Genomic DNA, 26,659 nt, shown 5'->3' with positions numbered 1-26,659 from the left:
ATGGACAGGGGTTTTGCTCGAAGTTCCTATTAACGTGAATAGAACTCGACGATGAATGTTTCGTTGATTTCAGCAGGAAGCTCTGAACGCTCAGGAAGGCGAGTAAATGTGCCCTCTAGCTTGTCTGCATCGAAAGTCAAGTAGTCAGGAACAAAGCTGTTCACAGACAAAGATTCTTTAACAACATCAAGATTGCGGGATTTTTCACGCAGGCTGATTGTTTGGCCTGGCGCTACGCGGTATGACGGAATGTCAACGCGGGAACCGTCCACAAGGATGTGGCCGTGGTTTACCAATTGGCGTGCTGCACGGCGAGTGCGAGCAAGGCCTAAACGATAAACAACGTTGTCAAGGCGTGATTCAAGAAGAATCATGAAGTTTTCGCCATGAACTCCAGCCATTTTTCCGGCTCTGTCAAACAAAGTGCGGAATTGGCGCTCGTTCACTCCGTACATGTGACGAAGCTTTTGCTTTTCTTGAAGCTGCAATCCGTATTCGGAAAGCTTCTTGCGTTGGTTAGGACCATGTTGTCCTGGTGCGTATGGACGCTTTTCTAGTTCTTTTCCTGTACCGCTTAGTGAAATTCCAAGACGGCGGGAAATTTTCCAGCTTGGGCCGGTATAACGAGCCATGAGAGACTCCTCCTTGTGTTTTTATTTTGTAAAATAAAAACCGTATGAATCGTCAGTATGGGCCATTTTGTTTTCATGCACCCTCGCCCCAGCAGCATAGGGTTACAAGATGCACCATCACTAGTGTGAGGAACAAAATGAGATCCATATTGTGTTCACATAGGCTGCGATATTTTACACAAAGAGTATTATATAATTTTTAACAGCCTTTAGTCAAGGGCTAGTTTCATTTCTATGTATACTCATCATTTTCCTTTCATCTTTTCCAGATTTGCCTTATCCTAAAAACAAGATGGTTTGAAAGCGCTTGCAATACAAGGAGGGGTTTATGTGCCAGATAAAGAATTAAAATTGGAAACACGAATGATTCACTCAGGCTACTCACCAGAAGACTATAAGGGAAGCTTGGTTCCACCGCTATTTCAAACATCAACCTTTGTATTCGACAGTGCCGAGCAGGGGGGAAACAGATTTGCCGGTGAAGAAGAAGGATATATATATACCCGCCTGGGAAATCCGACTGTTAAGGCGTTTGAAGACAGAATAGCGGAACTCGAAGGGGCTGAGGCTGCGCTTGCTTTTTCATCAGGAATGGCTGCGGTATCTGCAATTTTTTTCTCATTGGCAAAAACAGGCGGACATATCCTTTGTTCACAGGGAGTCTATGGCTGTACGTATGGCTTGTTAAAATTGATGCAGGAAAATTTCGGAATCACACACAGTTTTTCTTCTATGGAAACTGCGGAAGAAGTTAGGGAAGGTATTCAGGATCAAACTTGCTTTATTTTCATTGAAACTCCAATCAATCCAACCATGAATTTGGTGGACTTGAAAATGGTGGCTGAAGTTGCCTCGGAAAAAGGAATCCCCGTAGTGGTTGATAACACCTTTTGTTCACCTTATTTGCAAAAACCGATCGAGTTGGGGTGTGACATATCATTGCATAGTGCCACAAAGTATATTTGCGGCCATGGTGATGTCGTTGCCGGAGCAGCCGTCGGAAAAGCGGATTTTATGAAAAAGGTCGCGATGTCGGCGCAAAAGGATATGGGCGGAGTTATTTCTCCTTTTGATGCCTGGCTTTTGTTGAGGGGCATGAAAACGTTGGCTGTCAGGATGGATCGGCACTGTGAGAACGCAGAAAAGATTTTCAATTATTTAAAGGCTCATCCGAAAGTAGGCACTATTTATTATCCTGGCGATCCGGAAAATAGAGAATATCATATTGCTAAAAAACAAATGAGGCAACACGGAGGCCTTATCTCTTTCGAGGTGAAAGGAACGATGGAAACTGCCCGGAAATTTATGAATGAGTTACAATTAATCAAAATCGCGGTAAGCCTCGGGGATGCAGAGACACTTGTCCAACATCCGGCAACAATGACCCATTCGGGAGTTGCGGAGGAGGACCGGGAGAAAATGGGGATTTCTGATTCACTTATCCGGCTGTCGATTGGATTGGAAGCCTGGGAGGACATTCGCGACGACCTGGAGCAGGCACTGGAAAAAATATAAGTGAAAATAATGAAAGGCGAAGGGCCATATTAGGGCTCCTTCGCCTTTATTAGTTATATTATAGATATTTTACAAGGGCAGCTGCGAATTCCTCGAGTTTTTCCTGGTCGAGTTCATCAAATCTGTTTTTCTCTGGCGAATCGATATCAAGTACGCCCAGAAGGCGGCTTTCCTTCACTAAAGGAATAACAATTTCCGACTGCGAAGCTGCATCACAGGCGATATGGCCAGGGAAAAGATGGACATCTTCAACCCGGATTGTTTCTAGTTTCACGGCTGAAGTCCCGCAAACTCCCCTGCCAAACGGAATCCTTACACAGGCGGGAAGTCCTTGGAAAGGGCCGAGGACAAGTTCACTCTCCCCTTCGACAAGGTAAAACCCGACCCAGTTGATCCGGTCGAGGAACTGGTTGAGAAGGGCGGAAGCATTGCTTAGATTGGCTATGGCGTTTTTCTCCCCATCAAGCAGAGAATGGAGCTGCTTTATGACAAGGGAATAGTTTTCTTCCCTGCTGCCTTTATACATTTCGACATTAAACATCTTATCCCACCTTACATTCCAAAGTTTTTCTGTTTATTTTAACAAAAAATGAGTGAAAAGGGGAGAAAATGTCGACTATTTCATAAAGGATTCGCGGGGGCCGGCCGAGAAGTGTTAGAAAGGCACTTTTATTTTGAATGGCGCGAGCCGGGAGGTGGCGTATGCGGAAAAATTCTAAGGAAGCGATAGTCTCTGCGGCTATAGGGCTATTCAATACAAAGGGTTACTCAGGAACTTCGATACGTGATATCGCCGCGAGAGCAGGCGTAAACCCGTCCAATATTAGTTATTATTTTGATAGTAAACAGGGGTTGCTGGAATATTGCTTTACCGATTACTTTGAACGTTACTTGGTGCTGATCGAGGAGGCGCTTCCTTTACTTGAGTCAGGAGCCGCCGCCTGCCTGAAAAAAACGTTGGAAAATATCTTATATTTCCAATGCGCAAACATTCATATGTCCAGGTTCATTGTAAGGGAGATGTCGCTTGATTCCCAGGTTGTAAGGGAAATCATGTCAACCTATTATCAAAAAGAGAAATTCTATTTCCAGGAAGTACTGGAGACTGGAATGAGAACGGGCGAATTCAGGAAACATTCTCCTGATTATGCAATCATCCAGTTGAAGGGCCTTCTGACTATGCCTTTTTTGAATCCTCATTATATTACGGAAGTGCTCCATGTCTTTCCGTATGAACGATATTTTGTTGAGAAATATTTGGAACAGATTTTATTGTGGCTTGATGGGACACTCTTGAATACTCAATTTGGGATGCCGTCATTTGCCATTTAACAGCCTTTATTTAAAAGTACGCTTAATCTTGCGGCGGTTGCCTGAATGATTGTCAATTCGGGCGACGTGCCGCATTTTTAATCTCACAAATATACCTGTTGAAGGCGACTGAAATGTTTGCAATTCATCAATCAATGTAGTTGAATGGAACTTAGCTTTTAACGCTTATTGGCCATGTTCCGGCAAGCTTGCCGCCAATTTAGCAGTATTTCAAAAAAATATGAAAATAATAGTCAAAAAATGTCGTTTCCATGTTATCATAAAGGCAATCAGAATAAGGAATTCACTTACTTTTGAACATAAAATCGAATTTTGTTCGTTGACATAGGAAACAGGGGGATAGTATGGAACTCATTATCGGATTTATTTTCCTGGTTATTGCACTATTTATAATAGGCTATTTTATAAAAAGAAAGCACTTTAAAGAAATCGACAGGCTTGAAGCCTGGAAGCTGAATATTATGGACAGGCCAGTCCTGGCCGAAATGTCAAGAGTTAAACAGCTCAATATGACCGGCCAGACAGAGGAAATGTTCGAGCGGTGGAGAAGCGAGTGGGATGAAGTTGTCACTGTCATGCTGCCTGATGTCGAAGAATTGCTGTTTGATGGAGAAGAGTACATAGATAAATATAGATTTGGCAAGGCAAAAGAGGTACAGAGGGCAATCCAGGCAAAACTCGAAGAGACTGAGGAGTGGATTAAACGGATCCTATCCGAACTGACTGAGCTTGTCGGAAGCGAAGAAAAGAACAAGGTTGAGATTGAGGAACTGAAGGAAATGTACAGGGAATCAAGAAAGACTTTGCTTGCCCACAGGCACAGTTACGGGAATGCCGAGAAAAAACTTGAAGAAATTCTTGATGATGCCATGGCTGGCTTCAAGGAGTTTGAAGAGAGAACTGACCATGGCGATTATTTGCAGGCCAGGGAGATTGTTCTGGGGCTTCGGAAACAGCTTGAAGACGTAAGCATGCAAATGGACCGAATTCCACAGATGCTCATCGAATGCCAGTCCCTTCTGCCTTCCCAAATAGCTGAATTAAAGGCCGGCCAGCGGGAAATGGCTGGGCAGGGATATTATCTGGAGCACCTCGAACTGGAAGCCGAAGCGGAAAAACTGGAAAAAGAACTTCGCGTTTACTTATCTTTAATTGAAGATGTACAGATCGAGAAAGTTGAGGAAGGCACGATAAGCCTGCGGGAACGGATTGAGGGACTTCTGGATCTTCTTGAAAAAGAAGTTCATGCGAAACACTTTATACTTGAAAAAAAGGATGCATCGGCCGAAGTGCTTAGTAATATCCGGGATGCCAATGAGAAGCTGAGAGCCGAGGTTTCCCATGTCCAAGAGACATATCATTTATCCGAAAACGATTTGTCGTTCCAAAGAAAGCTTGAAAAGAAATTAACTGACCTTGTGACAAGGTATGAAATTCTCGAAGAGAAAATAAAAATGAATGAAACGGCCCAGACTTCCCTCAGCTCCGAACTGGAAGAGATTAGGGTGGACTTGGAAGCTTTCCGTGAAGACCAATTGAGTTTCTCAAAAAAACTGAGCGATCTCCGTAAAGATGAGATGGAAGCAAAAGAAACAGTTCGGGAATTGATAATGAAAATTTCCGATACCTCTAGGCTTGTCGCAAGGAGCAACATCCCCGGCCTCCCGGAAGAGTACACTTATCTGCTGGAGGATGGGGACGACAGTATCCGGAATGTTATGGGAAAACTTGAGGAAAAACCTCTTGATATGGATGCGGTTAAAAAGCATCTTGAAATTGCCGAACTGACTATTGAGAAGCTAGTGGGCACTACGGAAGAGATGGTGGAAAATGTAATTCTTGCAGAGCGGGTCATCCAGTACGGGAATCGATACCGGAGCAAATACCCATCTGTTGCAAAAGGCTTATCAGAGGCAGAAAAATCATTCAGGAATTTCGATTATCAGAAAGCCCTGGAACAGGCTGCCACATCGATAGAAGAAATTGATCCGGGAGCAATCAAAAAGATTGAAACCTTCATCGAAAATGATTAATATCCAAGGACCGATGCGCCAGCAAACAGGCTGATCGGTCCTTTTCTCTTCTTTTGCTGGATATTACGGATTCCTGGGATTACATTATAATAAAAGGCGATTTTTCTATACGGGGGCAAAACGATGATTTATTTCGACAATAGCGCGACGACAAAACCATATAAAGAGGTTCTTGAATCGTTTTTAAAGGTATCTACTGATTTTTTTGGCAATCCTTCTTCCCTCCATGGGATTGGGGCAGTTGCTGAAAAATTGCTCAGTCAGGCAAGAATACAAATTGCCGGGCTGCTAGAGGTTGAAGCGGAGGAAATTTGCTTTACTTCAGGGGGAACCGAAAGCAATAATCTCGCACTCAAGGGTGCGGCCGCCGCCTATCGAAACAGGGGGAACCATTTAATTTCCACGGCGGTGGAGCATGCATCTGTCCGTGAATCTTTATTTCAACTGGAAAAACGTGGTTACGAAATTACCTTTTTACCTGTCGACAGCGAAGGGAGAGTTTCTCCGGATGATATCAGGAAGGCAATAAACGAAGACACAATCCTCGTTTCAGTCATGCAGGTGAATAACGAAGTTGGAACTATCCAGCCAATAAAGGAAATCGGTGAAATGCTCCGTTCCTTCCCGAAAGTTTTATTTCATGTGGATGGAGTGCAGGGCGCCGGTAAACTTCCGCTAAATTTAAAAGAGGCTGGAGTTGACTTGTATTCCTTTTCGGCTCATAAATTCCATGGACTGAAAGGGAACGGGGGCCTTTTTGCAAAAAAAGGAATCAAGCTTGAGCCGCTCCTCTCAGGAGGAAGCCAGGAGAACCTCCGCCGGGGAGGGACAGAAAACCCCGCCGGTGCGGCAGCGATGGCAAAGGCATTAAGAATGTCACTTGAAAGGCGGACTGAAAAGCTGAAGGTTGTTGAGGAAATTAGGGGGAAATTGATGGACGGCCTTGGGAAAATCAACGGACTTTTTATTAATACACCGATGAACGGAGCTGCCCCTCACATTATCAACTTTTCCGTCCCTGGCATTAAAGCTGAGACATTTGTCCACAGCCTTGAAGAACATGAAATTTATGTTTCAACTACTAGCGCATGTTCTTCTAAAAAGAAATCCGCAAGTAAAACACTGCAGGCAATGGGAGTGGATGATGATTTGGCTGAAAGCGCCGTCAGAATCAGCCTGTCCTTTGAAAATACATTGGAAGAAGCAGAAGTTGTCTTAAAAACAATTGAAAAAACAGTTGCCAAGCTGGGAAAGGTTTTGAACTAAATGCAATATGACAGAATTTTAATCAGATATGGAGAAATTTCCACCAAAAAGCGTAACCGCGGCAAATTTGTAGAAAAACTTAGGAAGGGAATTAAATATTCCCTTGCAGGCCATCCTTCAATCAAAATAGAAGCGGAAAGAGACAGGATGTATGTTTTGTTAAATGGTGAGCCGAGCGGCCCTGTCATAGAAAAACTAGAAAAAGTTTTTGGCATCCACTCATTGAGCCCTGCTATCCGAGCCGAGAGGGAGCTTCCTTCAATGAAGGAAGCCGCGCTGACCTTAATGAAATCTTTCTATTCGGAAGGAAAGACCTTTAAAATTACCGCTAAACGTTCTGATAAGACCTTTGAATTGGACACAGACGGGATCAATCAATTATTTGGGGCTTTTATCCTTAAAAACTTTCCTGATATCAAGGTGAATGTAAAAAAACCTGATATCAACCTGACGATTGAAGTGAGGAAGGATGCGGCTTACCTTTCCTGTGAAACCATAAGGGGAGCAGGCGGCCTTCCAATCGGAACCGGCGGAAAAGGGATGCTCATGATATCGGGAGGCATTGACAGTCCGGTAGCCGGCTATTTGGCAATGAAGCGCGGCGTGGAGCTGGAGGCAATCCATTTCCATAGCCCGCCATTCACGAGCGAGCGGGCGAAGCAAAAAGTGATCGATCTTGCAGAAAAGCTTTCAGAAGTGAGCGGGAGCATTCGTCTGCATATTGTTCCTTTTACAGAGATCCAACAGGCGATCCGGAGTCAAATCCCAGAAAACTATTCCATGACTGCAACCAGAAGGGCAATGCTGAGGATTGCAGACCAGATACGCGAAAGGCAGGGCGGCCTTGCCATTATTACAGGAGAAAGCCTTGGGCAGGTCGCCAGCCAGACGCTTGAGAGCATGTATGCAATCAATGAAGTTACGAATACGCCGGTATTAAGGCCGCTGATTACGATGGACAAGACTGAAATCATTGAATTGGCAACACAGTTGGGAACCTACGATATATCAATCCTGCCATATGAGGATTGCTGCACAGTGTTTGTCCCGTCATCCCCAAAAACAAAACCTAAATTAGAAAAAGTACAGTATTATGAAAGTTTTCATGATTTTGGCCCACTTATGGAAAGCGCAGTTGAAGGAACGGAAACGATTAGGATTTCCCCGGGTTACAGCAGTTATTATGCAGGGATAAATAATCTTTTTTAGTTTCGATTCCCGTGCCAAAATTTGTGATTGATTTGTGAACATTTACCAGCTTTCATGTTGAATGAACCTTTGTGGGTTTACACAATCTATACTCACAAGGAGGTGAAATCACATGGCTAACAACAACAGCAACCAACTTCTAGTTCCAGGAGCTGAACAAGCTCTTCAACAAATGAAAGTTGAAATCGCATCTGAATTCGGCGTAAACCTTGGTGCAGAAACTACTTCTCGCGCTAACGGATCTGTCGGTGGTGAAATCACTAAGCGCCTCGTTTCTATGGCTCAACAACAACTTGGCGGCGGTTACTCTAGGTAACAAAATCAAATAATATGGCTACAGGGAGCGGGTAAAACCGCTCCTTTTTTCTGTTTGTTATTAAAAATTTATAATTTTAAAAAAATTTTATATAATGAAGACGGAAGTAAATTTTGGGGAGGGGAAATAAATGAACCGCAATGACCTGATCGCTCCGCAGCAATACAACTTAGCAACCGAAGTAGAACGCTTTGCATCCGATGAAAAAAAGCTCGCACTTTTATGGGAAAATGAAACCGGAGAGACGAAGAATATTACATACAGGAAATTAATGCAGGAAGTAAACAGGGCTGGAAATGTCCTTCTAAAGTCAGGCCTTGAAAAAGGGGACAAATTGCTTGTTGTCATCCCCCGCCTGATTGAGGCATATGTTGTATATCTCGCCGCGCTCAAAGCAGGCCTGGCAGTTATCCCTAGTTCGGAGATGCTTCGTGAAAAGGATCTTCAGTACAGGATTTCACACGGTGATGTAAAAGCTGTCGTATGCTTTCACACATTTGCGGCAGAATTTGAAAACATCAGTAAGGAAGGCCTGTTGAAATTTTCTGTTGGAAAGCGCCTGGATGGATGGGAATACCTTGATGAAGCAATGGAAAAAGCTTCTGCGCAGATGGAACCGGCTGCAACGAGCCGCGATGATATGGCCTTTTTATCTTATACGTCAGGAACAACCGGGAACCCAAAAGGCGTGGTCCATACTCACGGGTGGGCCTACGCACACTTAAGGACTGCCGCGCCAAACTGGCTCTGCATCAAGGAAGAGGACACAGTCTGGGCAACTGCAGGCCCCGGCTGGCAAAAATGGATTTGGAGCCCGTTCCTGTCTGTTCTCGGCTCTGGTGCGACAGGACTTGTTTACAATGGGAAATTTGATCCCCAAAAATATTTGCGGCTTCTTGAGAAATATGAAGTAAATGTTTTATGCTGCACCCCGACTGAATACAGGATCATGGCCAAAGCGGATAATCTCGAGGACTACAAGCTGCCTGAGCTGCGTAGTGCCGTTTCCGCTGGGGAGCCGCTGAACCGGGAAGTCATTGATACGTTTAAAAAGTTCTTTGATATTGATGTAAGGGATGGATATGGACAGACAGAAAATACGCTGCTTGTCGGGATTACAAGGGATATGGAGCTTAGGCCCGGATCCATGGGCAAGCCTACGCCTGGCAATAAAGTTGAAATTGTCAATGAGCAAGGTGAAATTTGCGAACCTGGCGAAGTAGGTGACATTGCTGTGCATATTGAATCCCCGGCTCTTTTCAAAAACTATTATAAAGACCCCGAGCGGACATCCATGCAATTCAGGGGAGATTATTATATAACAGGAGATAAAGCTAAAAAGGATGAAGAAGGTTACTTTTGGTTTGAAGGACGGGGCGATGATATTATCATCAGTTCAGGATATACAATCGGGCCGTTTGAAGTCGAGGATGCGCTCGTGAAGCATCCGCTTGTCAGGGAATGTGCGGTAGTCGCGAGTCCTGATGAAATAAGAGGAAATATTGTCAAGGCGTTTGTAGTCCTGAAGGAGCAGCCTGACATGGATGAAGCCGAACTTGTCAAGGAACTGCAGGAGCATGTTAAAAATCTGACAGCTCCCTATAAGTATCCCCGGAAAATAGATTTTATTGATGAATTGCCAAAAACAACATCGGGAAAAATTCGCAGAATCGAACTGCGGCAGAAGGAGATGGCATCCTCCGGCAGAAAATAGCCGGTTTCCGACATGCCTGGAATTTAAGCTGGACAGTAGAAAGCAGGCGGGTTACCGCCTGCTTTGCGATTTGGGGCAGTCAGCAGGAATTGTGGCTGCATGATTCTTGAAAGGCGAGCCTAGGAGTGCCGGAGGAATACTAGAAAAAAGCTATGTACATCAGGATAACAAAAGAGAAAAAGGAGCTATACAGATGCCTACACTTTGGTATGGTGGACCAATTTATACGATGAGCCGGGACGGGGAAACAGTTGAGGCGGTCGTGACCGAGAATGGGATGATTGCCGCAACAGGTTCCGTTTCAGTGCTTGAAGGCCGTTTCAAGGGGAGAATTGATAATCGGATTGATTTAAAGGGATGCACAATGGTTCCAGGACTCGTCGACAGCCATATCCATCTCATCGGACATGGAGAAAGGCTGATCAGGCTGGATTTATCAGCCTGTACAACGAGAAAAGAGGTTCTCGATGCGGTGAGGAATTACGCCCTCAATACAGGTAAGGACGAATGGATTATTGGTGAGGGCTGGAATGAAAACCTCTGGGAAGACAGTATGCCATTACATAAAAGCGAACTGGATGAAATTGCGCCTGACAGGCCGGTTCTTTTAAAAAGAATTTGCAGGCATGCAAGTGTGGCCAACTCAACCGCCTTGAAAATGGCGGGAGTTGAAGAGAATACAGGTCACCCTTCAGGAGGCTGGATTGATAAGGACGCGGAAGGGATTGTGACGGGGGTCTTAAAGGATAGTGCCCAGGAACTGGTCTATTCCATTTTGCCGGAAGCGTCGGAAGCTTATTTACAGAAAGCAATCAAGGCATCGATCCGGGACTTGTACAGTCTGGGGATTACAGGGGTCCATACCGAGGATTTAAATTACTACGGTGCCTTTGCCAAAACCTATAACGTGTTTAAGCGTGCGATCGAAGAAGACGGATTGAAATTCAGGGCCCACCTTCTGGTCCATCATGGCGTTCTTGACGATTTTGTGGCTGGTGGCCATTCCTATTTATCCGGGAGTGAATGGATAGAGTTCGGGGCTATGAAAATATTCTCGGACGGAGCCCTCGGGGGAAGGACTGCCCTTCTGAGTGAACCATACAACGATTCACCAGAAACAGCGGGAGTAGCCATTTTTAGCAGGGAGGAACTGTCGAGGCTGGTTGGTGAAGCGAGGAAGCATAGTATGCCTGTCGCTATCCATGCGATTGGCGACCTGGCGTTTGAGTACTGCCTTGATGCTTTGGAGGAAAATCCGCATGGCGGACAGGGAAGGGACCGGCTTATCCATGCGCAGATTCTCCGCAAGGACTTAATTGAACGGGCCTCAAACCTTCCAATTGTGCTCGATTTGCAACCGGTGTTCATGTTATCTGACTTTCCTTGGGTAATAGACAGGATTGGCAATACGAGAATGAAGTACGCATACGCCTGGAAGACGTTGATTGATAAGGGCATCCCTTGCACAGGGGGCTCGGACGCGCCTATTGAGATTCCGAATCCCTTCCTTGGCATTGATGCTGCGGTAAACAGGACAGTCCAGGGTATTGTTTATAATCCTGAGGAAGCCCTGACCGTATTCCAAGCTGTTTCTTTATATACAAAAGGAGGCGCCTATGCTTCAGGCCATAAGAATGACAGAGGTGAAATAAGAGAAGGAGCCATAGCCGACTTTACCATCCTGGACAGGGACATCTTTTCCATTCCAAGAGAAACCATTGGCAAAACCGAAGCAGTAATGACAGTAATCGGAGAGGAAATTGTTTTTATAAGAAAATAACCTGACAGGAACCTTGATTATTTACCGAAACCCCTTGATGAGCAAAAAACCTCTTACCTTAATAGGCGATAACATGTATAATTGTGAAATACTTCGAAACTAGAAAGAATTGAGGCGCGAAACAATGGGGAACAAAGAAATAAAAAACGGGGTATTTCAGGCTGGATTTTCATATTTATTATGGGGGCTCCTGCCGATTTATTGGAAGCTTCTAGGTGAGGTTAATGCTGTTGAAATTCTCGCCAATCGCGTCTTCTGGTCCTTTGTCTTTATGCTAATACTATTGTTGTTCACAAGAAAACAACAAGCATTTTTCAACGTATTAAGGGATTTCCAGGCTAAAAGAAAACAGCTGTACGCCTTATCGATCGCGTCGGTACTGATTAGTGTGAACTGGGGTGTCTATATATGGGCGGTAAATAGCGGCCAAATGGTTGAGGCAAGCATGGGCTACTACATCAATCCGCTTGTCAGTGTCCTTTTAGGCATGGCCGTCTTGAAGGAAAAGCTGTCAAAGGCGCAATACCTTTCATTTGCGCTCGCTTTTACCGGCGTCATCATCATTTCAATGTCTTATGGGCGTTTCCCATGGATTGCACTGACACTTGCCTTCTCATTCGGGTTTTATGGCCTTGCAAAAAAGCTGATTAAAGTAGACTCAGCCATTGGTTTGACGCTGGAAACGATGGCCGTGACCCCGATTGCGCTTGGATATCTTGTATACATGCTGGTAAATGGGACATCCGCCTATTTTCATACCGGCATTGGAACACATTTTCTCCTTGCCGGAGCGGGAGTCGCAACCGCGCTGCCACTTTTGTTTTTTGCAAGCGGTGCGCAGAAAATACCTTTATCCATGCTAGGATTCCTTCAGTATATTGCTCCGACCTTGTCGCTCATGCTTGGAATTTTTGTTTATGGGGAACATTTCAGTGGGCTCCAGCTACTTGCATTCATTTTCATTTGGTCCGCGCTTACGATTTATTCGCTTTCTAAAACAAAGATTTTCACTTCCTTTGGCATGAAAATGCGTAATCATTGATAGTAAAAAGGCATTCACGCGATTTTTGACGTGAATGCCTTTTCTCTCTTTTATAAAAAGGTGCGCTGGACTTTTTCCCAAAAGGAATTATCCTTCAACTTGACTGTTTTAATAATTTTGTCGCTCAACTTGATTTCGACTTTTTCCACATGCTGAATGCTGAGGGCCTCATTGTCCATCCCCATCGTAGGATAATCATTCCCGTTCTGGACTACCTTAAGAGTGAGGGTCCGGTCGCCGCTTAAAATGAATGAAGACCCAAGGGTACGGAATCTGTTGTTGTTGACCGAGGCAAGCTCACTGACCTGCATGCAAGGCAGAAGCGGATCGACGATCGCCCCTTTGACGGATTTATTATATGCAGTGCTCCCCGTAGGGGTCGCGACGATCATTCCATCTCCGCGGAATGTTTCAAAATAAAGATCGTCAATAAAAACATCCAGGACAAAGGTTTTAATGATTGCCGATCTGATGCTGAACTCATTCAGACATTGGAAACTTGTTTCCCCGTCAACGGTCACATCTATGGTCGGATAGCGGCGAACTTCAATTTTTTCATTTGAAATTGCCTCAATCATTTTTTCGATATCATCGACATGAAAATCGCAATACATGCTCAAGGAGTCCGAGGTAGAAATACCTGCGTATAGACAATCATCACGGAAACCGGTCTTCCTTACAGCTTGAAGAAAAGTGCCTTCTCCCCCAATGCTTGTGATGATATTCGCGTCCCGGTAATCTTTGACGAGTGTAAATCCATACTGACCTGCAAGCTCATAAAGAGGGGCGGCCTTTTTCAGCAACTCTTCATCCTGCTTATGGTAAAAAAACAAATTCTTGCGGTTAACCAATATAATTCCTCCTCAGGCGGCAAAAAAGTTATTGGTATTCATTATCACAATCATTTGATAAACTGGTATTGTTTCTCTATCAAGTTTAGCATTTCTTTCTACTTTTTGAAATCATTTGCGGTATTGTATACATAAAGGGGGATTTGGAAGATGAATGGAAAAAGATGGGCGGCGCTCGGTATCGCCATCGGCTTATTCTTTGTTTCGGTGGTCATCAATTTTCTATCGATTTTTGCCAAGAATGGAATTGAGAGCGATTTTAGCGACTTTTTCGCTGCTGGGCCAAATTATACTGAGGAAATGATGGAAGAAGGAAATCCACTGAAAAAAATCGTGGTTCTAGATGTGGATGGAGTGATCCAGGATACCGGTGAAGCCTCTTTTCTTGAAAGCCCGACATATAACCACAAAATCTTTATGGATAAACTGGAAGGCGCCGGCGGGGATGCAAGTGTGAAAGGTATTGTGATCAGAGTAAATTCCCCTGGTGGCGGAGTGGTTGAAAGCGCAGAAATCCATGATAAAATCGTTGAAATTAAAAAGAAAACGAAAAAGCCTATCTTTGTTTCAATGGGATCAATGGCGGCCTCGGGAGGATATTATATTTCCGCTCCGGCTGACAAAATTTACGCAAGTCCCGAGACACTGACAGGATCTCTTGGAGTCATTATGCAGGGAGTCAATTATGAAGGACTCGCGAAAAAATATGGTGTGGAGTTTATGACGATTAAAAGCGGTCCATATAAAGATATCATGAGTCCAACAAGGGAAATGACCGATGACGAAAAAAAGATTCTCCAAGATATGATCAACAACTCCTATCAAGGCTTTGTAAAGGTTATTGCCGACGGACGGAAAATGCCTGCCGAGCAGGTCAGGAAACTGGCAGATGGAAGGATCTATGATGGCCGCCAGGCAAAAGAACTGGGATTGATAGATGGATTCGGCTATCTTGATGACGTCATTTCACTAATGAAAAAAGATAAAAAGCTTGGTGATGCAACTGTCGTCCGCTACACTGACGGAATGGGATTCGGTTCACTTTTCAGTATGAAAGCAAAAAGCATTCTGAGCGGCGATTCTGAAATACAAGGGCTTCTTCAAGTGCTAGGGCGAACCAACTCGCCGCGTCTCATGTACTTATATTCCGAGTGAGGGGGAAAGCAGGATGGATCGCAATGAAAATACAGATGAACAACGCCTGACCCCTGAAAACAATGGTGCAAGGAACGGGACGATAAATTTTCATCCGGATCAGGAAAAAGGATTTGAAAGATCGAACGAAATCCAGGGCGCCACTGTAAACAGCACTGGATTGGATAACGCGTCTCCTTCGGGAGGGTACGGGCCAGGGGAAGCCCATTTTGAGGGAATCGGCGAACGGCAGTGGATTACCTTACCCGGTGGGACACCGGCTGCTAACGTCAGATTTGCCGGTTTTTGGATGAGGTTCTGGGCCTATTTGCTCGATTTGATTGTAGTTGGCAGCATTTTCAGGCTCATTGCCAAGCCTGTGTTCATATTCCTGGATATACAATCTTCAGGTGGATTATTTTCCCCTGATGCGATTGTCTCGGCTGTTATTTTTTATGTTTATTTTGTCCTGATGACAAAATTCTTTCATCAGACGCTTGGGAAAATGGTATTTGGCCTTTCGGTTATTGATATGAAGGATGGCAGTTTATCTTGGATGGATGTCCTCATCAGGGAATGGATTGGCAGATTCATTTCTTCTTGGCTGCTGATTCTGTATCTGATTCCAGCTTTTCATCCGAAAAAGCAGGCCTTGCATGATATATTTGCGGATACCGCGGTCATCCATACGGAGAGTTAATTGAGGGAACCTGCGCCTATTGGTGCAGGTTTATTTTTTTTGTTTTTGCGCATACTAACCGGCTGAAAGGAGTGAGGCAAATGGGATGGTTGCTGGTGGCTTTATTGCTTATTGGATTATTCATCGTCCTGTTATTGTTTATAAAAGTGACTTTAACGGTCCAATACACATACCAGGGAAGCAGGCATGAACTGAACATCCGCATTGCCTTCCTTTTTGGCCTGATAGACATGGAGATTCCAGTTCCTGAATTTATCAATAAAGCGAATAACCCATCTGATCCTACGGAAGGAAAACCATCCCCTCTATGGAAGGAAGCGATACGGACTGAGGACTGGCCTGAAAAATTAAATAACCTAAAAGAGGCGGCAGATATATTCCTGCGTACCCAGGGGGTTTTAAATAAATTTCTGCTCAGTACAACCATAAAGAGATTCGAATGGAGAACGGCGGCCGGCACCGGGGACGCGGCCATGACCGGGATGGTTGCCGGTTCGATATGGGGGATAAAGGCCGGGATAATAAAATTGCTAGAGGAGCATACAAAATTCAAGGCACATCCCATTGTTGAAGTCATTCCGTATTTTCAATTCAGGGTGGCCGCCACATCACTGAGATGTATGATTACATTTCGAGCGGGGAAAGCTATTGCAGCAGGAATCAGATTTTATAGAAATGTGAAAATTGATAGGCGGCATGGAACGCATAATTTGCCGGCACTCCAGGGCGAAGAAGGCCGGTCTTATTAAGGAGGAATAATAATGTCTGACCATCCAATCCAGGGTTTAATGACGACGGCTATGGAAAGTCTGAAACAAATGATTGATGTAAATACAATCATTGGAGACCCGGTTGAAACCCCTGATGGGAGCGTCATCCTTACTGTCTCGAAAGTTGGCTTCGGCTTCGCGGCTGGAGGAACGGAGTTCAAAAGTGAAGGCGGACAAGATTCCGGGAGCAAACATCCTTTTGGAGGGGGAAGCGGCGGCGGGGTTTCAATTACGCCGATTGCCTTTTTAATTGTCAATTCCCAGGGGGTAAAAATGCTTCACTTGGATGAAAGCACCCATCTGCTGGAACGTATCCTTGAAACCGCCCCCCAGGCAGTGGAAAAGGTACAGCAAATGCTTTCAAAAGGCAATAGTTCTGCCGGCAAAAGTAACGATGATTCCGACGGCAATAACAAAGGAAAAGATAAGAACCAGGGGAATGAGAATGGAAAAGGCAGCAATTCCAATCAAGACTCGGAAAAAAATGAACGGAATAGCAGCAAGACCGATTTTGATATTTGATCAAAGGAAAAAGGGCAAGCTTTTTTCAAAGCTTGTCCCTTTCCATGTCCGGGATAAATTTGTATTCGCCTTGGCCGATCCCAAAAGAATTTCCTTGAAGGGCCTGCGAATTTGTGCGAAAAACAAGTTTTGATAAACCATTTTTATTCCCTTTTTCAAAAACGAACTTTTGGCTGCCAATTGAAAGGGCAGCGGTATTATTTGCACTTGGTTTTTCCGGAACGAAATCAAAGTATTCCTGCCAGTGGGCCGCAGCCGAGCTAGGATCGGAAACAGTGAACCAGACGGAATCAATCTTGACCTCTCCGGCGGGATGTGGGCGGATGACGCCTGTCTCTGTCATCGTCCGGAACCTTTCTTCATCAGGGCTGTTCCACTGAATGAAGAATGGATAGGGAAGGCCGTTAAAGTCGCCATCTATCATCATCATCCTCCATTGGATCAATTGGCCCTCTGCGTTCATTCGTTTTCCTGCGATAATCTCGGATGCTTTTGCCCCTTTGTGTAGCAGTCTCGCCCGGACACCTTCAATATCATTAGTCCGGAGGGCGACACGGCCGAAGGCTTCATTTCCTGGCAGGAATTTCTGGGCATCATCAACAAGCAGATTGTCCTCCTCTGGGTTTTTCGCAAGTTCGAGATCCTCTATGCCCAGAAATTCAACGTAAAAAAGACCGAAATAACTAAGTGCATTATAGGTTCCCCATTTCGTATGGGAGCCGCCCCTGAAAGCCGTCAATCCTTTTTCTTTAAAAAGCTTTATGCAGTCATCTAAATCGTTTGCATAATGGACAGCATGATCCAGTTTTATATTTGACATTGGAATCCCCCTTTTTTTGGTGAATTAACTAAAGGATACACAGAATATCAGCAAAATGAAATCAGCAGGTATCTTCATATTTTTAGAACGGTATCAATTACAGGGTTTATCTTTTGCAAAAGGACTAGTGAAAAGTTATATTAACACTGTACATAGTGAACAAAGGAGGAAACTGGAAATGGCTTCTATTACATTTAAAGGTAATCCGGTTACATTGCTTGGCAATGAAGTAAAAGTAGGTGACAAAGCCCCTTCTTTTACGGTTCTTGCAAATGATCTATCAGAGGTGACACTCGAGGATTCTAAGGGGCAGGTAAGATTAATTTCTGTTGTTCCATCACTAGATACTGGGGTTTGTGATGCCCAGACACGCCGTTTCAATGAAGAGGCAGCCAAGCTGGACAATGTAAAGATCCTGACAGTCAGCGTCGATCTTCCATTTGCCCAGAAGCGCTGGTGCGGAGCGAACGGCATCGAAAACGTCCAGACTCTTTCCGACCACCGCGACCTTTCTTTCGGCGAAGCCTACGGGGTTGGCATCCAGGAGTTGAGGCTGCTTGCGAGGGCCGTGTTTGTAGTCGACTCCAATGATAAAGTCACATATGTGGAATATGTAAGTGAGGCAACAAACCATCCTGATTATGAAGCGGCGATTGAAGCTGCTAAAAAAGCAGAGTAAAGTAAAGAATAGGGCTCCGGACTTTTCCTCCGGGGCTTTTCTTTGTTTCTTAGCTTGCCGGAGGAATAAAATGAAGCTAGAATGATAAATGAGAATTTGAAAGGCGGAGGCGACATGATGAAATTATCTCCGGTGGAACATCTGTTTACCGTTTTTAACGAGACATCTTCCATCCTTCAGGAAGAGCTGTCCTGTACATACCTTGAAGCACTGGCCGAAACAGGTGAAAACCTATTCCACGGTTCAGTTTTGCAAGATGAAGTAAGTGAAATCAATGAGAAACGGCTTAAAAAGAGCTATGAAAATTTAAACCTGTCCGCTTATGCAAAAGAGGACATCAGGAAGGCGTTCCAGTTGGCCATCTTGAAGGGCATGAAAGAAAACGTCCAGCCCCATCATCAAATGACACCGGATTCCGTCGGGATGCTGATTGGCTATTTGGTACTTAAGTTTGTCAGGAAGCCTGCCTTCCGTCTGATGGATCCAGCTGTTGGCACGGGAAATCTGCTGACAGCAGTCATGAATCAGCAAGTCGGGAAACAGGTGGAAGGAATCGGGATGGAAATCGATGATGTCCTTATCAAGCTTGCCTATGTAAATGCCAATTTACAGGAGCAGCCGGTTCAGTTATTCAACCAGGACAGCCTGCAGCAAATTTTCATTGATCCCATGGATGCGGTAGTTGCCGACCTTCCGATAGGATATTATCCTGATGATGTCAGGGCCGCTGATTACCAACTCGCTGCTTCTGAAGGACATTCCTATTCACACCACCTTTTCATTGAGCAAAGCATGAATGCCGTCAAGCCCGGGGGATATCTCTTTTTTGTAATCCCTAACGGCATGTTTGAAAGCCAGGAGGCGCCAAAGCTTCGAGAATACTTAAAAGAAACAGCATATATCCAGGGAATCCTCCAGCTGCCTCTTACTATGTTTAAAACAGAAAAAGCGGCCAAGAGCATTTTGATTTTGCAAAAGGCCGGCGAAGGAACGGCTGCCCCAAAGGAAGCCTTGCTTGTTAAGTTGCCTTCGTTATCAAATCTTTCCGGAACGGAAAAAATACTCGCAAGAATAAACGAGTGGATATCCGAGAATAAATAATTAAGACAGGAGCAGCCTATTATGCTTTAGGCTGCTTTTTTATTTGCTTCATCACGTAATGGAAAAATACTGAATAGAACAACATTTTGCTGAAAGCGGTTAAATGAATGTTAATCCTTGAAATGTACTTGAATGAGTGGGTAAACTGAAAAGTGACTGAAAGAATCAGCCTTCACCCATATTGATATCTGTTCCTGTGATGGCTGGAGCTTAAAAAAGGAGCGTTTTGTTATGGCAAAAATTATCGCGATCAATGCCGGGAGTTCTTCGCTGAAATTTCAACTTTTTGAGATGCCCAGCGAAAAGGTCATTACAAAAGGTTTAATTGAACGGATTGGATTTGAAGATGCTGTTTTCAATATGACTGTTGGCGAGGAAAAGCTTAAGGAAGTAACAAGGATTCCTGACCACGAAGCCGCTGTAAAAATCCTTCTTGATAAATTGACTTCAACAGGGACTATCAAGTCGCTTGATGAAATCTCAGGGACGGGCCACCGTGTCGTGCATGGCGGTGAGGCTTTCAATGATTCGGTTCTGATTGACGATGAAGTTATTAGGAAGATTGATGAATTATCGGAGCTTGCTCCGCTTCACAACCCCGCGAACCTGACAGGGATTCTTGCCTTCAACCAGGTTTTGCCGGACATTCCGGCTGTGGCTGTATTCGATACGGCTTTTCATCAGACAATGCCGGAAAGCTCTTTCCTGTACAGTCTTCCATATGATTACTATACAAAATACGGAATTAGGAAGTATGGATTCCATGGGACATCCCATAAGTATGTATCCCGGCGCGCTGCGGAGCTTCTGGGCCGCCCAGTGGAACAATTAAGGCTTTTATCATGCCATCTTGGAAACGGGGCAAGCATCGCAGCCATTGAAGGCGGCAATTCGCTTGACACTTCCATGGGCTTTACTCCGCTTGCCGGTGTGACGATGGGAACTCGTTCGGGCAACATTGACCCTGCGCTTATTCCGTTTATTATGGAGAAAACGGGAATGACCGCTGACGGTGTCCTGGACGTTTTGAATAAAAAGAGCGGGATGCTGGGAGTCTCTGGATTCTCAAGCGATCTAAGAGACATTGAAATCCAGGCGTCCCAGGGAAATGAGCGTGCTGAACTCGCGCTGGAGGTATTTGCCAACCGGATCCATAAATACATTGGCTCCTATGCGGCACGTATGTCTGGCGTCGATGCGATCATTTTTACAGCGGGCATTGGTGAGAATAGTGATGTAATCCGCGCCCGGGTTCTGCATGGCCTTGAATTCATGGGCGTATACTGGGATCCGGCTCTGAATAAGGTAAGAGGCCAGGAAACATTCATCAACTACCCTCATTCACCTGTAAAAGTCATTGTCATCCCGACAAATGAAGAAGTCATGATTGCGCGTGATGTCATGCGCTTTGGAAATATTGGATAATTTATTTGGCTGCACCTTGGACAAGGTGCGGCCTTTTTTCACTGTTTCAGCTGTTTTTTTGCAGAAAGGCTGAGAAAAAAGCCGGCGGCTTTATTTTCCAGTCCGCTGGCCCGGATATGCTATACTGAAGAAAAGTCCACGATAGGAGGGCCAATTATGCCGCTTACAGAAAGGGAAAATAGTATCCTGGCAGAAATCAAGGATTGGGAAACAAAGCTATTCGAATATGAACCAAACGATTTTCAAATTACATACGAAAAGTATTTGGAAACCGGTTTTTCAATGCTGCCCGAGAATGTCCGCGGCCAGTTTTATTCGCTGGTCGATAATTGGCTGTTCCATTTGAATGCAATGATCCAGGGAGCACAATTTCAGCTTGACGCGAAAGAGCGAATTCTAGCTTCGGCGCGGATCTTCCGGGAAGACATTAACAGGGTGGAAGATTTGAGGACTTTAAATATTGATCAACTTAATTATATTGCCCAGCATACAATTGCCAGGCATCGTTTTTATTCTTTTGCCCAGGGGGGGCTGTCAGGAACAGGGGGCGCCCTGCTTCTGGGAATGGATATTCCGGCAATGGCCGTCATTAACCTACGAGCGGTGCAGCTGCTTGCCATGACGTATGGCTACGAAGTCAATTCACCGTTCGAAATGATGGCGTCCCTGAAAGTCTTCCATACTTCCACACTCCCTCCACGGATGCAGGCGGGAAGCTGGTCAGTGCTCATGGGAGAGCTTGAAGGTGAAAGGGACAGATATTTTTACGAAGGCAATGATAAGCTGACTGACTCGACTTGGTTGGAACAACCGATCCGTCAGCTTTTCAAGGCGATGGTCATTGCCTTGTTCCGTAAAAAAATGATTCAGGGAATTCCGCTTGTCAGTATGGCTGTGGGATCTATTTCGAATTATCAATTGACAAGAAGGGTGACCGATTTTTCCCATAACTATTACCGGCTTCGCTATTTAATGGATAAGGGGGAACACTGATGAGTGTCCAGGAGCATAAGAAGCAGGCGCCACACTCGGTAGCCTGCAAAATCATCACGGTAAGTGATACCCGTGATGAAACTACGGATAAAAGCGGTAAATTGATTATGGAGCTGCTTGAATCGCACGGCCATAAACTTGCTGACTATGTCATAGTCAAAGATGAGAGTGAATTAATTAAAGCGGAGGTCCAGAGCGGTACCGCCAATCCAGAAGTAGAAGTAGTCATTACGAACGGCGGCACAGGAATCGCCATGCGTGATGTAACGATTGAGACTGTGGCAAAGCTTTTTGATAAGGAAATCACCGGTTTCGGCGAATTGTTCCGGATGCTGAGTTATCAGGAGGATATCGGGTCCGCCGCCCTCATGTCCAGAGCGATTGCAGGAGTAGTGAATAACCGCGCCGTTTTTTCGATACCAGGATCGTCCGGTGCTGTCAGACTGGCCATGAATAAATTGATTCTTCCTGAAATCGGACATGTAGTCAGGGAGCTGAAAAAAGATTTGACTTGAAGCTAGATTGCAAAAAAGCTCCCGGACGGGAGCTTTTTTTATGGCATCTTATTTGTGGAAAATGGTTCTCACGTTATTTTAATCATGCGGTTTCTCATCAAGGACTGTACCCCCGGCTCTGTACCAAAGCCATAGATCATTTATAATCGATGCCAATTCAGCGATTTCCGAGTTCAAATCGCACGAACGGGCAAAATTGCTTTCATTTGAGAGCTCGGCTTGGCGCTCGTTGATTTGGTTTTCAAGTTCCTTGATTCTATCTGGAATTGACCCGCGTATCTGTTCCCAAGAAAAAAGGATTTTCTCCTGCATTTCCACGCTGTAGGAATCCCACTCTTTCACCAGTTCAGGTACTGGTATGCCGAGGCGGCTGTTATAAGAAAAAAACTGCTCCATATGTTACCTCCATGAATTATCCTTGATTGTTGATTTCCACTCCGGGGACATGCTTTCCGCGGGGTGGACCGTGGAGCCTCCTCGGCGTCTCAGTCGCCTGTTTGTCCAGCTACAGCGCCAGCCCCTCGAGGTCGCTTCGGTCCCGTATGTGAAGTCAAAGAACGACTTCCCCTTCTGGCCCTCCAGCGCTTGGCTACGCTTCGCTCGCATTAAGGGCGACTAGGATTTTGCTTCGCAAAACCAAGTCTTCCTATATCGGGGCTGCCCACAAAGGAAAGCTTCTGCGAATAGTCATCGCAGGGACAGGCGGTTTTTGCCTGTCACGAAGGCGCTTCCACTTTTCGAGGGGTCTCCACGTGCCGCTGCATCCCGCCGGAGTCAGTCCCCTCCGTTCCAATCAACCTATAGAAAATCAATACTCCCTTTAACTGAGCCTTTAAGAAAATTCTTTTTCAGACCGTACGATTAATACATCACAAGGAGCGTGGCGGGTAATATGCTCAGATACACTGCCGATTAAAAACCTTTCAACAGCGTTCAGGCCGGTTGCTCCACAAACAATAAGGTCGATGTTATGGTCCTTTGCTATATCTTTCGGAATTCTCAATTTAGGAGAGCCGAATTCAACGATGCAATTAACGTCTTTCAATCCGTAAGCTGACGCTTGGGTTTTATACTGTTCAAGCAGTTCGTATGCGTATTGATCAGCCCTGTCAGCAACAGATTGGTCATAAGCCTCGACGATGGCAAAAGTTCTTGTATCAATCACATGGACGAGTAAGAGCCCGGCTCCATTTCTTGAAGCGATTCCGAGCGCTTTCCTGAAGGCTAGCTCTGCTTCTTTTGATCCATCAACCGCCACCATAATCTTCCGATAGTGATTTACCATAGCGACACCTCCTGTTAATTAGAAGTATACAGGAAAACCTTCATGTATAGGGACAAACAAGTGGCGAAAACTAAAACAGTAAACAATGAAAGCAAATTTTGGACGATTGGAGACGGTGCAAGTGGCCAAAAAGAACCAACCCAGATATGAATATGATGAAAAAGGAACTGAAGCGGTAAGTATGCAAATCATGAATTCTTATAATAGCGGATTCATGGGAGAGAGCGAGGCTTTGGAAAAAAGGGATAAATATCCTCCTGAAGAAAGCAGCAATGATTATTAAGAAATCCATTTTGACCCGGACGATTCCTTATTTCTAAAAAACTACATTATTTACCGTGGAGTGCCAGGTGAATGCGGGCACTCCGCTTTTGCGCGGACGCTTATTCCGGAAAGAAGAGAAAAAACTTACTGTTCAAAGGTTCTTTTGGTAAAATGAAATTGCTTGCGTTATAGTACAGCCCATAGAATATTTTAGTAGGAGGCACAGACAAATGAGGATAGGGGTACCAGCAGAAATTAAGAACAATGAAAACCGGGTGGCAATGACCCCCGCGGGAGTAGTAAACCTCCTGAAATTCGGACATGAAGTTTATATTGAATCCGGTGCGGGGCTTGGATCGGGATTTTCTGATGAGGACTACAAGTCGGCGGGTGCCAATATTGTCCAGTCTGCTGCGGAGGCATGGGACAAGGATATGGTGATGAAAGTAAAAGAGCCGCTTCCAGAGGAATACAAATACTTCTATGAAGGCCTGATTTTGTTTACATATCTACATCTTGCTCCAGAAGCTGAGCTGACAAAAGCGCTGACTGATAAGAAGGTTACAGGCATTGCCTATGAAACGGTGCAGCTTCAAAACGGTGCGCTCCCACTTTTGACTCCAATGAGCGAAGTCGCTGGGAGGATGGCGGCACAAATTGGTGCCCAGTTCCTTGAAAAGGTTCACGGGGGCAAAGGCATTCTCCTGTCAGGTGTACCTGGGGTCACAAGAGGCGCAGTTACCATCATCGGCGGAGGGGTTGCCGGTACGAATGCGGCTAAAATGGCGATCGGCCTGGGCGCAAAGGTGACTATAATCGACCTGAATCCGGAAAGGCTCCGCCAGCTGGATGATATATTTGGTTCCAGTGTTTCAACTTTAATGTCAAATCCGTATAATATCGCGGAAGCTGTAAAGGAATCCGATCTGGTTATTGGTGCTGTTTTAATCCCGGGAGCAAAAGCTCCCAAGCTTGTTACAGAAGACATGATTAAATCAATGAAGCCAGGCAGTGTCGTTGTTGATATTGCCATCGATCAGGGTGGTATTTTTGAAACGACCGACAGGATCACCACCCACGACAATCCGACTTATGTGAAACATGATGTGGTTCATTATGCTGTCGCTAATATGCCTGGGGCGGTGCCGAGAACTTCGACAATTGCCCTGACGAATGGAACTGTTCCGTATGCCGTTCAAATTGCCAACAAAGGCTATAAAAAGGCATGTCTGGAGAATGGAGCTTTGCTGAAAGGTATCAACACGCTCGAGGGGCATGTGACGTATAAAGCTGTTGCTGAAGCACAGGGCCTTGAGCATGTTGACGCGAAATCATTGTTGGAAAAAGAATAATATAAAAAGCAGGCAAGCGGTATTCCCGCCATGCCTGCTTTTTGCATTATTTAATAATTTGCAGTTCTTTTGGATATTTTGTCAGCACTTCAAGGCCTGCTGATGTAACATGGACATCGTCTTCAATTCTGACGCCTGCCACGTCTGGAACATAAATGCCTGGTTCAATCGTAAACACCATGCCTTCCTCAAGCGGCATATGGTTCGTCTCCATGATGGAAGGATATTCGTGGACATTGATTCCCAGTCCGTGGCCGAGCCTGTGCGGGAAATATTCTCCATAACCTGCAGCGGAGATTACATCCCTTGCCGCAAGGTCGACAACGGAACAAGCAGTTCCCGGCTTGCCTGCTTCAATTGCAGCAAGCTGGGCTTTAAGGACCGTATCATAAATTTCCTTTTGTTTATCACTGATATCCCCATATGCAAGTGTCCGGGTGATGTCGGAACAATATCTGTCGACTACGACACCAAGGTCGAAAAGGACAAAGTCACCTTTTTTAATCTTTGTCTGCCCAGGATTTCCATGAGGCGATGCCGCGTTCTCCCCGGCCAAAACCATCGTGCTGAAGGACATTTGCTCGACGCCTTTTTTCTTTAACTCGAATTCAATCGCAGCAAGGACTTCAAGCTCTGACTTTCCTTCTTTGATTTCGCTGGCACCCACTTCAATCGCATAATCAGCCAGAACAGCCGCCTCGCGCAGTGCCTTGAGTTCGCGCTCATCTTTAATCAGCCTGAGAGACCTCATTTTTTCTTCAGCTGAAACGAATTGGAGCGCGTCGGGGAATATGCGCTTTAGTTCCTCGTAACGCTCCACATTCAAGTGTTCTTTTTCTATGGCAATCTTTTGGGCGGCTTTCGGGAGCCGCTTTGAAATAGAACTATGTACCATTTCCCAAGGGTTTTCTGTGTCCTTGAAACCGACAATTTCAAACTCCCAGCCGGCATTCCGGGCATCATTTTTTTCCATTGCAGGACAAACAAGGAATGGTTCTTCCTCTTGGAATACTGCAAGGCCTAATAACCGTTCATGCGGGTCGGTGTAAAAGCCGCTCAAATAAAATACATTATCGGGAGAGCTCAAAAAACATACGCTGACATCCTGCTCTTTCATCCAGGCAGACAGCTTCTTCAATCTTTCATTCATAGGATAATCCTCCTGTTACTTTGAATACTATATAGGTTGACATAATAATTACACCCTCTAAGTTGAATAGCTGGTTGATTGGAGCTCAGGCATGTAGACTCCTGCGGGATAGAGCAGCAAGGGGAGACCCCACAGGAGCTTGCTCCGAGGAGGCTCCACTGATGCCCCGCGGAAAGCGAAATGCCCGGAGCGGAAATCAACCACCCTGTTCACATTTGAAAACCAATCTTTATTTCAACCTATATTAACAGTCTTATTA

At 45.1% G+C, this 26,659-nt stretch carries 27 protein-coding genes; 20 read left to right on the top strand and 7 right to left on the bottom strand.

Features of this window, described 5'->3' with window-relative positions:
- Positions 1–29: 29 nt before the first annotated feature.
- Positions 30–632, bottom strand: coding sequence for a 30S ribosomal protein S4 (gene rpsD, locus BN1002_RS14850; protein WP_048826087.1), 603 nt, complete (start codon positions 630–632; stop codon positions 30–32).
- 330 nt (positions 633–962) lie between these two features.
- On the opposite strand from rpsD, the gene megL reads away from it, so the two are divergent.
- A complete protein-coding gene (gene megL / locus BN1002_RS14845; RefSeq protein ID WP_148362789.1) occupies positions 963–2,147 on the top strand; it encodes a methionine gamma-lyase in 1,185 nt (394 codons plus the stop codon).
- Positions 2,148–2,205: 58 nt separating this feature from the next.
- On the opposite strand, the gene BN1002_RS14840 is transcribed toward megL, so the two are convergent.
- The gene (locus tag BN1002_RS14840) at positions 2,206–2,688 is read right to left on the bottom strand and encodes a GAF domain-containing protein (RefSeq protein WP_048826085.1); all 483 of its coding nucleotides are present in this window, start codon (positions 2,686–2,688) and stop codon (positions 2,206–2,208) included.
- A gap of 161 nt (positions 2,689–2,849) precedes the next feature.
- Here BN1002_RS14840 and refZ point away from each other — a divergent pair, with 161 nt between their 5' ends.
- From refZ to rarD, 8 genes are all read left to right on the top strand, one after another.
- On the top strand, positions 2,850–3,479 hold the full coding sequence (gene refZ / locus BN1002_RS14835) for a forespore capture DNA-binding protein RefZ (protein WP_048826084.1): 630 nt from the start codon (positions 2,850–2,852) through the stop codon (positions 3,477–3,479).
- A 344-nt stretch (positions 3,480–3,823) separates the two neighbouring features.
- Positions 3,824–5,512 (top strand): septation ring formation regulator EzrA, encoded by a 1,689-nt coding sequence (gene ezrA, locus BN1002_RS14830; protein ID WP_048826082.1) that lies wholly within the window; start codon positions 3,824–3,826, stop codon positions 5,510–5,512.
- Positions 5,513–5,635: 123 nt separating this feature from the next.
- On the top strand, positions 5,636–6,778 hold the full coding sequence (locus BN1002_RS14825) for a cysteine desulfurase family protein (protein WP_048826080.1): 1,143 nt from the start codon (positions 5,636–5,638) through the stop codon (positions 6,776–6,778).
- A complete protein-coding gene (thiI, locus tag BN1002_RS14820) occupies positions 6,779–7,987 on the top strand; it encodes a tRNA uracil 4-sulfurtransferase ThiI (RefSeq protein ID WP_048826078.1) in 1,209 nt (402 codons plus the stop codon).
- Positions 7,988–8,099: 112 nt separating this feature from the next.
- Positions 8,100–8,303, top strand: a complete 204-nt coding sequence (locus tag BN1002_RS14815; protein WP_048826076.1) for an alpha/beta-type small acid-soluble spore protein — start codon at positions 8,100–8,102, stop codon at positions 8,301–8,303.
- 130 nt (positions 8,304–8,433) lie between these two features.
- Positions 8,434–10,017: an acyl-CoA synthetase MbcS gene (mbcS, locus tag BN1002_RS14810; protein ID WP_048826074.1), complete on the top strand. Its 1,584-nt coding sequence runs from the start codon at positions 8,434–8,436 to the stop codon at positions 10,015–10,017.
- Positions 10,018–10,210: 193 nt separating this feature from the next.
- Positions 10,211–11,797: an amidohydrolase gene (locus BN1002_RS14805; RefSeq protein WP_048826072.1), complete on the top strand. Its 1,587-nt coding sequence runs from the start codon at positions 10,211–10,213 to the stop codon at positions 11,795–11,797.
- A 124-nt stretch (positions 11,798–11,921) separates the two neighbouring features.
- Complete coding sequence (gene rarD, locus BN1002_RS14800) at positions 11,922–12,839, top strand: EamA family transporter RarD (RefSeq protein ID WP_048826070.1); 918 nt, start codon at positions 11,922–11,924, stop codon at positions 12,837–12,839.
- 50 nt (positions 12,840–12,889) lie between these two features.
- On the opposite strand, the gene BN1002_RS14795 is transcribed toward rarD, so the two are convergent.
- The gene (locus BN1002_RS14795) at positions 12,890–13,690 is read right to left on the bottom strand and encodes an NAD kinase (RefSeq protein WP_148362788.1); all 801 of its coding nucleotides are present in this window, start codon (positions 13,688–13,690) and stop codon (positions 12,890–12,892) included.
- 150 nt (positions 13,691–13,840) lie between these two features.
- Between BN1002_RS14795 and sppA the strand changes: the two genes are divergently transcribed.
- The 4 genes from sppA to ytfJ all read left to right on the top strand — a co-directional run bounded on the left by sppA (position 13,841) and on the right by ytfJ (position 16,816).
- Positions 13,841–14,845 carry a signal peptide peptidase SppA gene (sppA, locus tag BN1002_RS14790; protein WP_048826069.1) on the top strand — a complete coding sequence of 335 codons (1,005 nt, stop codon included), beginning with the start codon at positions 13,841–13,843 and terminating at the stop codon, positions 14,843–14,845.
- A gap of 13 nt (positions 14,846–14,858) precedes the next feature.
- Entirely contained in the window at positions 14,859–15,524 is a 666-nt protein-coding gene (locus tag BN1002_RS24090) for an RDD family protein (protein ID WP_082036250.1), read from the top strand.
- Between the two features lie 80 nt (positions 15,525–15,604).
- Positions 15,605–16,273: a DUF2953 domain-containing protein gene (locus BN1002_RS14780; RefSeq protein WP_048826068.1), complete on the top strand. Its 669-nt coding sequence runs from the start codon at positions 15,605–15,607 to the stop codon at positions 16,271–16,273.
- Positions 16,274–16,285: 12 nt separating this feature from the next.
- Entirely contained in the window at positions 16,286–16,816 is a 531-nt protein-coding gene (ytfJ, locus tag BN1002_RS14775; RefSeq protein ID WP_048826066.1) for a GerW family sporulation protein, read from the top strand.
- A gap of 25 nt (positions 16,817–16,841) precedes the next feature.
- Here the strand turns inward: ytfJ and BN1002_RS14770 are convergent, their stop codons facing one another.
- The gene (locus tag BN1002_RS14770; protein WP_048826064.1) at positions 16,842–17,636 is read right to left on the bottom strand and encodes a VOC family protein; all 795 of its coding nucleotides are present in this window, start codon (positions 17,634–17,636) and stop codon (positions 16,842–16,844) included.
- A gap of 178 nt (positions 17,637–17,814) precedes the next feature.
- On the opposite strand from BN1002_RS14770, the gene tpx reads away from it, so the two are divergent.
- The 5 genes from tpx to BN1002_RS14745 all read left to right on the top strand — a co-directional run bounded on the left by tpx (position 17,815) and on the right by BN1002_RS14745 (position 22,349).
- Positions 17,815–18,315 carry a thiol peroxidase gene (tpx, locus tag BN1002_RS14765; RefSeq protein ID WP_048826062.1) on the top strand — a complete coding sequence of 167 codons (501 nt, stop codon included), beginning with the start codon at positions 17,815–17,817 and terminating at the stop codon, positions 18,313–18,315.
- 117 nt (positions 18,316–18,432) lie between these two features.
- Positions 18,433–19,416 (top strand): class I SAM-dependent methyltransferase, encoded by a 984-nt coding sequence (locus BN1002_RS14760; RefSeq protein ID WP_048827974.1) that lies wholly within the window; start codon positions 18,433–18,435, stop codon positions 19,414–19,416.
- 231 nt (positions 19,417–19,647) lie between these two features.
- Positions 19,648–20,841, top strand: coding sequence for an acetate kinase (locus BN1002_RS14755; RefSeq protein ID WP_048826059.1), 1,194 nt, complete (start codon positions 19,648–19,650; stop codon positions 20,839–20,841).
- A gap of 156 nt (positions 20,842–20,997) precedes the next feature.
- Positions 20,998–21,834 (top strand): EcsC family protein, encoded by an 837-nt coding sequence (locus BN1002_RS14750; protein ID WP_048826057.1) that lies wholly within the window; start codon positions 20,998–21,000, stop codon positions 21,832–21,834.
- The gene (locus tag BN1002_RS14745) at positions 21,834–22,349 is read left to right on the top strand and encodes a MogA/MoaB family molybdenum cofactor biosynthesis protein (protein WP_048826055.1); all 516 of its coding nucleotides are present in this window, start codon (positions 21,834–21,836) and stop codon (positions 22,347–22,349) included. Before BN1002_RS14750 ends, BN1002_RS14745 begins: the two co-directional genes overlap by 1 nt.
- 78 nt (positions 22,350–22,427) lie before the next feature.
- On the opposite strand, the gene BN1002_RS14740 is transcribed toward BN1002_RS14745, so the two are convergent.
- Positions 22,428–22,745: a hypothetical protein gene (locus BN1002_RS14740; RefSeq protein WP_048826054.1), complete on the bottom strand. Its 318-nt coding sequence runs from the start codon at positions 22,743–22,745 to the stop codon at positions 22,428–22,430.
- Positions 22,746–23,181: 436 nt separating this feature from the next.
- Positions 23,182–23,634 (bottom strand): universal stress protein, encoded by a 453-nt coding sequence (locus BN1002_RS14735; RefSeq protein WP_048826052.1) that lies wholly within the window; start codon positions 23,632–23,634, stop codon positions 23,182–23,184.
- Between the two features lie 121 nt (positions 23,635–23,755).
- Here BN1002_RS14735 and BN1002_RS23800 point away from each other — a divergent pair, with 121 nt between their 5' ends.
- Both BN1002_RS23800 and ald read left to right on the top strand, forming a co-directional pair.
- Positions 23,756–23,917, top strand: a complete 162-nt coding sequence (locus tag BN1002_RS23800; RefSeq protein ID WP_231575035.1) for a hypothetical protein — start codon at positions 23,756–23,758, stop codon at positions 23,915–23,917.
- Between the two features lie 211 nt (positions 23,918–24,128).
- A complete protein-coding gene (gene ald / locus BN1002_RS14730) occupies positions 24,129–25,250 on the top strand; it encodes an alanine dehydrogenase (protein ID WP_048826051.1) in 1,122 nt (373 codons plus the stop codon).
- 46 nt (positions 25,251–25,296) lie between these two features.
- Here the strand turns inward: ald and BN1002_RS14725 are convergent, their stop codons facing one another.
- A complete protein-coding gene (locus BN1002_RS14725; protein ID WP_048826049.1) occupies positions 25,297–26,400 on the bottom strand; it encodes a M24 family metallopeptidase in 1,104 nt (367 codons plus the stop codon).
- Positions 26,401–26,659 lie beyond the last annotated feature (259 nt).

Origin of the sequence: Bacillus sp. B-jedd (assembly GCF_000821085.1) — a bacterium.
In the GTDB taxonomy this organism is placed as follows: Bacteria; Bacillota; Bacilli; order Bacillales; family Cytobacillaceae; genus Bacillus_D.
Note: the sequence above shows the minus strand (reverse complement) of the source record. Positions and strands in the feature narration are given on the sequence as shown.